Genomic DNA, 10,337 nt, shown 5'->3' on the forward strand with positions numbered 1-10,337 from the left:
GGTTTTTGTGCGGACCAGCAGAATAAAATTTAATGCAACCCGGGCACCGGAGGCCCCAATTCCCATGAATCAACCCGTCCGTTGGCGCATGGGAGCCGTGGCGGCTGCCATGGCCGTTTTGGGCAGCATCGCCACCTTGCCGGCACATGCTCTGGGGCTGGGCCGGGTCATCGTCCAGTCCGCCTTGGGAGAACCTCTCCGCGCAGAAATCGAAATTGTCGAAATCAGCGCCGACGAAGCCGCCTCCCTTCGCGCCAGCGTCGCCAATGCCGATGCCTTCAAGGCCGCCGGCCTGGAATACACCGCCGCCGTTGCCAATGTCCAGATCAGCCTGCAGCGCCGCACCGATGGCCGGTCTTACCTGCGCCTGAGCAGCGACCGACCCGTCAGCGAGCCTTTTGTCGACCTGATCCTCGAAGCCCGCTGGGCATCCGGGCGCATCGTGCGTGACTACACGATGCTGTTTGATCCACCGAACCTGCGCCAGGCCGCCGCGCCGGCCATGCAGGCACCGACCGCGCCCCTCATTTCGCGACCGGCCCCTCCGCCCCCGCTGGCCTCCATGCCCGCTCCATCGCGACCGTCCGTCGCGCCGGCACAGCCCGCCCCGATGGCCAAGGCGCCCGCGCCACAGCCCGTACCCGCCGAGCGCACAGCCTCCGCGGACAGCCAGAAAATTGTTGTCAAACCTGGCGACACGGCCGGGAAAATTGCGGCGCAGGCCAAACCGGCCAGCGTGTCGCTGGACCAGATGCTGGTCGCACTGCTGCGCAGCAACCCCGATGCCTTCATCGGTGGCAACGTGAACCGACTCAAGTCCGGCGCCGTCCTGGAAGTCCCGACGGGCGACCAGGCAGAATACATTCCTGCCGCCGAAGCAAGTCGAACCATCGTTGCCCAGAGCAAGGACTTCAACGAATTCCGCCGCAAGCTGGCAGAAGGCGCCCCGACGACCCAGGTCGCCGGCGCAGACCGCAAGGCCGCAGGCCAGGTCCAGGCCAAAGTCGAGGACAAGGCGCCTGCCGCTGCAACGCCCGACAAACTGACGCTCTCCAAAGGTGCGGTTCAGAGCAAGGCAGCGGCCGAAGAAAAAATCGCGCAGGACCGTCAGGCCAAGGAGGCGGCCGCCCGCGTCGCCGAACTGTCGAAAAACATCAGCGACCTGAACAAGCTCACCAGTGCGCCCGCCGCACCGGCGACGCCTGCCACGCCCCCCATGGCGCCCGCCGCCACCAGCCCGGCCGTGCCGGGGGTGGCCGTGGCAACACCGGCAGCCGCATCCGCTGCACCGGGCGCGTTGGCTGCTGCAGCCCCCGCGGCTTCCGCACCCGTCGCCATGCCCGCGGCGAGCCCGGCCAGCGAGGCTGCGCCCGCAGCCAGCGCCGCCACACCGGTGCCTGCAGCAGCTGCCCCGGCGGCAAGCGCCCCCGCGCCGGTGAAAAAACCCGTTGTGATTCCTCCTCCGCCTCCGGAACCCAGCCTGATCGACGAGTTGCTTGACAACCCGCTGATGCTGGCCGGCGCCGCTGCCTTGCTGGTGCTTCTGGCCGCCTTCGGCGTGTACCGCTCCCGCCAACGTAAAAATGCCGCCTCGGTCGACAGCTCCTTCCTCGAAAGCCGACTGCAGCCCGACTCCTTCTTCGGCGCCAGTGGCGGCCAGCGCATCGACACCAACGAGGCCAACGTGACCGGCTCGTCGATGGTTTATTCACCGAGCCAGCTTGACGCCGCCGGTGATGTGGATCCTGTGGCGGAAGCCGATGTGTACCTGGCTTACGGGCGTGACCTGCAAGCCGAGGAAATCCTCAAGGAAGCCATCCGTGTGAGCCCCACACGCGTGGCCATCCATGCGAAGCTGATGGAGATTTATGCCAAACGCCGGGACACCAGGGCTTTTGAAATGGTGGCGACCGAAGCGTACAACCTGACCCGCGGCCAGGGCGTTGAATGGGCGCACATGGCTGAAATGGGCCGTGAGCTGGACCCTGCCAACCCGATGTACCAACCCGGTGGACAGCCCGTGTCTCCAACCGCCAGCAGCATGGCTGTCGCCGGCGCCAGCGTCGCAGCATTGGCCGCTGGACAAACCCTGGCCCAGGCCGCCCGTCCCGCGCCAGAACCGGCGGCGGCGGCCGTGGATTTCGACCTGGACCTTGATTTCTCGCTGGGTGACGAACCCGACGCGCCGGTAGCCCTTGCCCCGCCGGCCCCGGTGGCACCGGTCCCTGCGGCTCCGGTCCAACCCGTCCTGGCCATGCCGGCAGCCGCGCCCACCGACAACAGCCTGGACTTCAGTTCCGCAACCTTGGTGACGCCTGTGGCGGCACCCGCTCCAGCGAAACCCGTCGCTCCCCCGCCCGCAGCAGACAACAGCCTGAACTTCGCCACAGAACCGGCCGCCCTGAACACCGGTGCCGGCAACCTGAACACCGGCGCAGGCAACCTGGACACCTCTGGCGGCATGCTTGAATTCGATATGGGCGCCCTGTCGCTCGATCTCGATGGCCCGACCACCGAAAGTCCGAAAAACACCGCCGCGAGCGCTCTCGCGCCGACCGTGGACAGTGACGATCCGCTGGAAACCAAGTTTGCATTGGCCGAGGAGTTCCGCGCGATTGGCGATGTCGATGGCGCCCGTTCGCTGGCCGAGGAAGTGGTGGCGCAATCGAGCGGCTCGCTCAAGAGCAAGGCCCAGGCATTTCTTAACGCCCTGGCCTGACCCTTGCACCTTTCTCCTGAGGGCCGCCCGTGAGGATCGCTCTGGGACTGAGCTACAGCGGCACCGCTTACGAGGGCTGGCAAAGCCAGCTCTCGGGCAACACGGTGCAGGACCGGCTCGAAAAGGCGCTCGGCAAGTTTGCCGCCCAGCCCATGCGCACCCTGTGCGCCGGGCGTACCGACGCCGGGGTTCACGCCCTGATGCAGGTGGTCCATTTCGACACCCCCCTGCAGCGCGAGCTGCCCTCCTGGGTGCGCGGCACCAACGCTTTTCTGCCCCGCGACATTGCCGTGCAGTGGGCACGCGCGGTGCCTGACGACTTCCACTGCCGCGGCAGCGCCACAAGCCGGCGTTATGCCTATGTGCTGCTCGAGTCGCCGGTGCGCCCCAGCGTCGAGGCCGGCCGGGTTGGCTGGGTCTATCGCCCGCTGGACGGCGCAGCCATGCGCGAGGCCATCACCCACCTGGTCGGCGAACACGATTTTTCGTCCTTCCGCGCCGCCCAGTGCCAGGCCAAAACCCCGGTCAAGACCATTGCGCGCATCGAGGTCTCCCAACGCGCCGGCTACTGGCGTTTCGAGTTTGAGGCCAATGCCTTTTTGCACCACATGATCCGCAACATCATGGGTTGCCTGGTCACCATCGGCCAGGGCCAGCAGCCGCCCGGCTGGATGGCCGAGGTCCGCGACGCACGCCGCCGGGATGTGGCCGCGCCCACGTTTTCCCCCGACGGCCTGTATTTTCTCGGTCCGCGTTATGAGGCGCACTACGGCCTGCCCGAGCGCACCGCGGCTTATGATTGGTTGCCATGACCATGTACAGGACTCGTATCAAGATCTGCGGCCTCACGCGCGAAGAGGATGTGGACGCCGCCGTGGCGGCGGGCGCCGATGCCGTGGGTTTTGTCATGTACGCGCCCAGCCCGCGCAGCGTCAGCCTTGAGCGCGCCGCCGAACTGGCCCGCCGACTGCCGCCTTTTGTCACGCCGGTGCTGCTTTTCGTCAACGCGGATGCTCCTGAAATCATAGCTTCCTGCGCCCGCATACCAACGGCCTTGCTTCAATTTCATGGTGATGAAACGCCCGAAAACTGCCTGCAGGCCGGGCGGCCTTTCCTGCGCGCGGCACGTATTCCTCTCGATGAAAGCCCCACGGGTGGCGGCACCACTTTTGATCTCGTAAAATACGCTCAGGACTTCAAGGCCGCCCAGGCCATCCTGCTCGACGCCCATGTCGACGGATTCGGGGGCGGCGGAAAAACATTCAATTGGTCACTTCTTCCTCCAAGCGTCAACGCTCACCTCGTTTTGTCTGGTGGACTCACACCTGCAAATGTGACCGATGGCATTTTGCAAGTGCGGCCGCGTTGTAAGACGCTGGCCGTCGATGTCAGTTCGGGCGTCGAGATTTCGAAAGGAATCAAAAGCGCCGACAAGATCCATCAGTTCGTCGCAGCCGTTCGTGCCGCCGACGACATACTTGCAAAGAATCATGTACACCTACCAGCAACCTGACCCGACAGGCCACTTCGGGATTTACGGCGGCAGTTTTGTTTCCGAAACACTGACCCACGCCATCAACGAGCTCAAAGACGCTTACGCAAAATACCAGCACGACCCGGCGTTCCTTGCAGAGTTTCACTACGAGCTCAAGCATTTCGTCGGCCGCCCCTCCCCGATCTACCATGCAGCCCGCATGAGCCGCGAGCAGGGCGGCGCGCAGATTTACCTCAAACGCGAAGACCTGAACCACACCGGCGCGCACAAGATCAACAACACCATCGGCCAGGCCATGCTGGCCCGGCGCATGGGCAAGCCGCGCATCATCGCCGAAACCGGCGCCGGCCAGCACGGCGTGGCCACGGCCACCATCTGCGCGCGTTACGGTCTTGAATGTGTGGTCTACATGGGCAGCGAAGACGTCAAGCGCCAGAGCCCCAACGTCTACCGCATGAAGCTGCTCGGCGCCACCGTGGTGCCGGTCGAGTCCGGCAGCAAGACCTTGAAAGACGCACTCAACGAAGCCATGCGCGACTGGGTCGCCAATGTGGACAACACCTTCTACATCATCGGCACGGTGGCGGGCCCGCACCCCTACCCGATGATGGTGCGCGACTTCCAGAGCGTGATCGGCGAGGAATGCCTGACCCAGATGCCCGAGATGACGGGCGGCAAACAGCCCGACGCGGTGATTGCCTGCGTGGGCGGCGGCAGCAATGCCATGGGCATTTTCCACCCCTATATCTCGCATGAAAAAACGCGCCTGATCGGCGTCGAGGCGGCCGGCGAAGGCATGGACAGCGGCAAACATTCAGCCTCCCTGCAGCGCGGCGTGCCCGGCGTGCTGCACGGCAACCGCACCTATGTGCTGCAAAACGAGGACGGCCAGGTCACCGAGACGCACAGCATCAGCGCCGGCCTGGACTACCCCGGTGTTGGCCCTGAACACGCCTTCCTCAAGGACATCGGCCGCGCCGAGTACGTCGGCATCACCGATGCCGAGGCGCTGTCGGCCTTCCACTACCTGTGCCGCACCGAAGGCATCATTCCCGCGTTGGAGTCCAGCCACGCCGTGGCCTACGCCATGCAACTCGCCAAAACCATGCGGGCCGACCAGTCCATCCTGGTCAACCTGTCAGGGCGCGGCGACAAGGACATCGGCACCGTGGCGGACCTGTCGAAGGCGGATTTTTATTGCAGGCCGTCATGCCAGGGCCTGGGCGTCAAAGGCGGCGCCAGCGTGGTCGAGGTGCTGCGATGAGCCGCATCCAGCCCACCCTGGCCGCGCTGCAGGCCGAAGGCCGCAAGGCGCTGATTCCCTACGTCACCGGCGGCTTCCCGTTTGCCGACATCACGCCAGAACTGATGCACGGCATGGTGGCCGGCGGCGCCGACGTGATTGAACTGGGTGTGCCCTTTTCGGACCCGAGTGCCGACGGCCCGGTCATCCAGAAAGCCGGTGACCAGGCGCTGGCAATGGGCATCGGCCTGGCGCAGGTGCTGGAGATGGTGCGGGTGTTCCGCCAGCAGGACGACAAGACGCCGGTGGTGCTGATGGGTTATGCCAACCCGATCGAGGCCTACGACCTCAAGCGCGGCAAAACCGCCTTCGTGCGCGATGCGGCCGCGGCCGGTGTGGACGGCGTGCTGGTGGTGGACTACCCGCCCGAGGAATGCGTGGCTTTTGCCGGCACCTTGCGTGACCACGGCATGGACCTGATCTTCCTGCTGGCCCCCACCTCTACCTCCGAACGCATGGCGCAGATCGCCAAAGTGGCCAGCGGCTATGTCTATTACGTCTCGCTCAAGGGCGTCACCGGTGCCGGCACGCTGGACCTGGGCGCGGTGGAAGCCATGCTGCCCCGCATACGCCGTCACGTCAGCATCCCGGTGGGTGTGGGCTTCGGCATCCGCGACGCCGCCACCGCCAAGGCCATCGGCCGGGTGGCTGACGCGGTGGTCATCGGCAGCCGCATCATCCAGCTGATCACCGACCAGCCGCGCGGGCAAGTGGTGCCGCTGGTGCGTGATTTTCTCGCCGGCATCCGCCAGGCGCTGGACGCGCCGGTCGGGCCTGGAGACAGCGCATAATCGCCTTTCTTTTCCGGTTTGCCCCCTGCGAGCGGCCCGCGCCGCCCGGGGGCACCACCCCACAAGGACAGAAGGACCCATCATGTCTTGGCTAGAAAAACTCCTCCCGCCGAAAATCAGCCCGACCAACCCGACCGAGCGCCGCAGCGTGCCCGAAGGCCTGTGGGTCAAATGCCCCAGCTGTGAAGCCGTTCTCTACAAAACCGACCTGGAGAAAAACCAGAACGTCTGCCCGCAGTGCAGCCACCACCACCGCATGGACGCACGGGCCCGGCTGGACTCGTTTCTGGACCCCGAGGGGCGCTACGAGCTGGGCCAGGAAGTGCTGCCGGTCGACCCGCTCAAGTTCAAGGACAGCCGAAAGTACCCAGAGCGCCTGAAAGAGGCGCTGGAAAACACCGGCGAGACCGACGCTTTGGTGGTCATGGGCGGTGCGGTGCACAGCATAGGCGTGGTGGTGGCCTGCTTTGAGTTTGACTTCATGGGCGGCAGCATGGGCAGCGTGGTCGGCGAACGTTTCGTGCGCGGCGTGCATGCGGCGATCGAGCAGAAAGTGCCGTTCATCTGCTTTACGGCCACCGGCGGTGCGCGCATGCAGGAAGGCCTGCTGAGCCTGATGCAGATGGCCAAGACCAATGCCTCCCTGACCCGCCTGGCCAAAAAAGGCCTGCCCTACATCAGCGTGCTGACCGACCCGACCATGGGTGGGGTCAGCGCCGGCTTCGCGTTTGTCGGCGACATCGTGATTGCCGAACCGAAAGCGCTGATCGGTTTTGCCGGCCCGCGTGTCATCGAGTCCACCGTGCGCGTGACCCTGCCGGAAGGCTTTCAGCGTGCCGAGTTCCTGCAGACCAAGGGCGCGGTCGATTTCATCTGCGACCGGCGTGAACTGCGCAAGACTGTGGCCAATTCGCTGGCCATGCTGCTGCGCCAGCCGGCGGACGCCGTCGCCTGAGGCCGTGGCGCCCCGAACACGGGCGCCACTCCAGCCGCCATCACTCCTGAATTGATAGCTGCCCGCGCCCTACTGCAAAGGGCTGGAGGGCTATTTCATGCATGATCGCACGCCCCGGGCGGTGCCAGGCTGGACTGCCCGCGAGCGAAGCGCCTGACAGCAAGAACCGGGCGGACACCCAAGCCCGCACATGGGGAAACAGGATCGTGGGAAGATAGTGCATCCCGGAAATTCCCCCGCCTGATCGATGTCTGACGTGCTCACCCTCTCCTCGCTGCCGCTCTTCCCGCTGGGCACGGTGCTTTACCCCGGCGGTTTGCTGCCGCTGCGGATTTTCGAGGTGCGTTACCTCGACATGATCGGCAAATGCCACAAGACCGGCGCGCCCTTCGGCGTGGTGGCCCTGACCCAGGGCTCCGAAGTGCGCAAGGCTGGGGATGGCCCCAGCGGCGACGGTTTTGCCAGCGAGGCCTTTTACAACGTCGGCACCTTGGCCACCATCACCAGCTTTTCCGTGCCGCAGCCCGGCCTGATGGTGATTCGCTGCAGCGGCACCCAGCGGTTCGAGATTTCCAGCCGTGAGAAGCTCAGGCACGGCCTGTGGATCGCCGACGTGACGCGGCTGGACGACGACCAGACCATTGCGGTTCCCGAGGATTTGCGCGGCACGGCCAATGCGCTGGGCAAGTTGATCCGCACCCTGCAGGAGCGCGGGGTGCCACCGGACCAGATGCCGCTGGAGCCGCCCTACCGGCTCGACGACTGCGGCTGGGTGGCCAACCGCTGGTGCGAACTGCTGCCCATGCCGCTGGAGCTGAAACAGCGCCTGATGGAGCTGGACAACCCGCTGGTCCGGCTGGAACTGGTCAGCGACATCCTCGAAAAAACCGGCATCGCCATGTAGCCCCCAGGCCGCCCCCGGTGCGGGCGGCAACGCAGCCTAAAATCAGGGGTTTGGCACTTTGCCCGGTCCTGCAGGTTTTTCCAGCCCGCCGCAGGGCGCAGCCCGGCCAGCCCCTTTTGTTCGAGAAAACTTTTCATGTCCAACACCATCACCAGCCCCGCTATTGCTACCGTGCCCGCGCATGACGAGAACCAGCTCATGGCCGAGCGCCGCGAAAAGCTCAAGGTCCTGCGCCAGCACCAGGCCGACGGCAAGGGCGTGGCCTTTCCCAACGACGTCAAACCGGAACACCGGGCCGAAGCGCTGTTTGCGCAGTACGACGGCAAGACCAAGGAAGAGCTGGTGCCACTGGCCGTCAACGTCAGCGTGGCCGGCCGCATGATGCTCAAGCGCGTGATGGGCAAGGCCAGTTTTGCCACGCTGCAGGACGCGTCTTTCGGCCCCTCCGGCGGGCGCATCCAGGTGTACATCAACAACGAGGGCGTGGGGGAAGAGGTTCACAACGCCTTCAAGCACTGGGACCTGGGCGACATCGTGGCCGCGACCGGCACACTGTTCAAGACCAAGACCGGCGAGTTGTCGATTCACGCCACCAGCATCCGCCTGATCACCAAAAGCCTGCGGCCGCTGCCCGACAAGTTTCACGGCGTGGCCGACCAGGAGGTCAAATACCGACAGCGTTATGTGGACCTGATCACCGACGAAGCCGCGCGCAAGCGTTTTGCCGCCCGCAGCAAAGCCGTCTCGGCCATGCGCAACTTCATGGTCGACAACGATTTTCTCGAAGTCGAAACCCCCATGCTGCACCCGATTCCGGGCGGCGCCAATGCCAAGCCTTTTGTGACCCACCACAACGCGCTGGACCAGCAGATGTTTTTGCGCATTGCGCCCGAGCTCTACCTGAAGCGCCTGATCGTCGGCGGCTTCGAGCGCGTGTTCGAGATCAACCGCAGCTTCCGCAACGAAGGCATCAGCGTGCGGCACAACCCCGAATTCACCATGATGGAGTTCTACGCCGCCTGGTGGAACTACGAAGACCTGATGAGCTTCACCGAAGACCTGATCCGCCATGTCGCCACCCGGGTGACCGGCGGCACACAGCTGAGCTACCAGGGCCGGCCGGTGGACCTGGGCCAGCCGTTTGAACGCCTGACCATCCGCGAAGCCATCCTCAAACACACCGACGCCGGCGTCCACGTGGACGACGCCGCCTGGCTGCTGGCCGCGCTGAAAAAACTCGGCAAGTTCAGCGCCAGGGACAGGCTCGATACCCGCTCGCTGCCCAGCCTGCAGGTGACTTATTTTGAAGAGCTGGTCGAGGAAAAACTCTGGCAGCCCACCTTCATCATGGAGCACCCGACCGAGATCTCGCCATTGGCGCGCGCCAACGACGCGCGCCCTGAAGTGACCGAGCGCTTTGAGCTCTACATCACCGGCCGCGAGTTCGGCAACGGCTTCAGCGAGCTCAACGACGCCGAAGACCAGGCCGCGCGTTTTCTCGCCCAGTCAGACGCCAAGGACGGCGGCGACGAGGAAGCCATGCATTACGACGCCGACTATGTGCGCGCCCTCGAATACGGCATGCCCCCCACCGGCGGCTGCGGCATCGGCATCGACCGCCTGATGATGCTGCTGACCGACAGCGCCAGCATCCGCGATGTGATCTTGTTCCCGGCGCTGCGGCACGAGGCTTGAGGCTCGGTCTGGGCTAGGCAGGCACTCCGCTTTGGATCGGCCGGTGACCGCATCTGCTTCTGTGTTTAACGTTGAAGTTGTGGGGCGGCGCAACCGTCCCACACGAACGACCAGTTAAACCTCATGTTCACGCACGCTCTCCTTCCAGTCGAGAAGAACCCGAGCAACTTCGCTGTCATGATCCGGTCGCGACGAAAGTCCCATGCGCTCCATCGTGATAGATGTGAGAAATGCCGCGATTGCGGACTGGTCCGCCCCCTCGCGCAACAAGCCGAAGACCTGCGGCAAGTAGCCGCGGTATTCGTCCCGTGCTTGCGGCACCCCGCATACGCCGATTGGGTCCCAGACGTAATGCAGAACTTCGTCAACGGCGCGATACAGCGATAAGTCAGGTGCACTGAGCTTCTGTCCCATGAGGTTTGAATCGCCCCGGGTTTTGAGGAGGCTCCAACCTTTGAGAAGATTGAGCCATGAA

Annotated in this window: 9 protein-coding genes; 8 read left to right on the forward strand and 1 reads right to left on the reverse strand. The window is 64.9% G+C overall.

Translation table 11 applies throughout. The annotated features are described in order from the left end of the window. Positions 1-64 precede the first annotated feature (64 nt). The 8 genes from PSV33_RS04030 (at position 65) to lysS (ending at position 9,862) form a co-directional block, all read left to right on the forward strand. Positions 65-2,719 (forward strand): FimV/HubP family polar landmark protein, encoded by a 2,655-nt coding sequence (locus PSV33_RS04030; RefSeq protein WP_300558968.1) that lies wholly within the window; start codon positions 65-67, stop codon positions 2,717-2,719. 29 nt (positions 2,720-2,748) lie between these two features. Continuing rightward, the gene (gene truA, locus PSV33_RS04035) at positions 2,749-3,531 is read left to right on the forward strand and encodes a tRNA pseudouridine(38-40) synthase TruA (RefSeq protein ID WP_300558970.1); all 783 of its coding nucleotides are present in this window, start codon (positions 2,749-2,751) and stop codon (positions 3,529-3,531) included. 2 nt (positions 3,532-3,533) lie between these two features. After that, a complete protein-coding gene (locus tag PSV33_RS04040; protein ID WP_300558993.1) occupies positions 3,534-4,232 on the forward strand; it encodes a phosphoribosylanthranilate isomerase in 699 nt (232 codons plus the stop codon). After that, complete coding sequence (trpB, locus tag PSV33_RS04045; protein ID WP_300558973.1) at positions 4,210-5,478, forward strand: tryptophan synthase subunit beta; 1,269 nt, start codon at positions 4,210-4,212, stop codon at positions 5,476-5,478. Before PSV33_RS04040 ends, trpB begins: the two co-directional genes overlap by 23 nt. Further along, positions 5,475-6,308: a tryptophan synthase subunit alpha gene (gene trpA, locus PSV33_RS04050; protein ID WP_300558976.1), complete on the forward strand. Its 834-nt coding sequence runs from the start codon at positions 5,475-5,477 to the stop codon at positions 6,306-6,308. Before trpB ends, trpA begins: the two co-directional genes overlap by 4 nt. An 82-nt stretch (positions 6,309-6,390) precedes the next feature. Next, positions 6,391-7,263 (forward strand): acetyl-CoA carboxylase, carboxyltransferase subunit beta, encoded by an 873-nt coding sequence (accD, locus tag PSV33_RS04055; RefSeq protein WP_300558978.1) that lies wholly within the window; start codon positions 6,391-6,393, stop codon positions 7,261-7,263. A 247-nt stretch (positions 7,264-7,510) separates the two neighbouring features. Continuing rightward, positions 7,511-8,167 carry an LON peptidase substrate-binding domain-containing protein gene (locus PSV33_RS04060; RefSeq protein WP_300558981.1) on the forward strand — a complete coding sequence of 219 codons (657 nt, stop codon included), beginning with the start codon at positions 7,511-7,513 and terminating at the stop codon, positions 8,165-8,167. Between the two features lie 135 nt (positions 8,168-8,302). Continuing rightward, the gene (gene lysS, locus PSV33_RS04065) at positions 8,303-9,862 is read left to right on the forward strand and encodes a lysine--tRNA ligase (RefSeq protein ID WP_300558984.1); all 1,560 of its coding nucleotides are present in this window, start codon (positions 8,303-8,305) and stop codon (positions 9,860-9,862) included. Positions 9,863-9,976: 114 nt separating this feature from the next. Here the strand turns inward: lysS and PSV33_RS04070 are convergent. Continuing rightward, positions 9,977-10,337, reverse strand: a 361-nt coding sequence (locus PSV33_RS04070) for a hypothetical protein (RefSeq protein WP_300558987.1), incomplete at its 5' end; no start/stop codon positions are given.

The sequence above is a fragment of the Polaromonas sp. genome (genome assembly GCF_029945895.1).
In the GTDB taxonomy this organism is placed as follows: Bacteria; Pseudomonadota; Gammaproteobacteria; order Burkholderiales; family Burkholderiaceae_C; genus Polaromonas.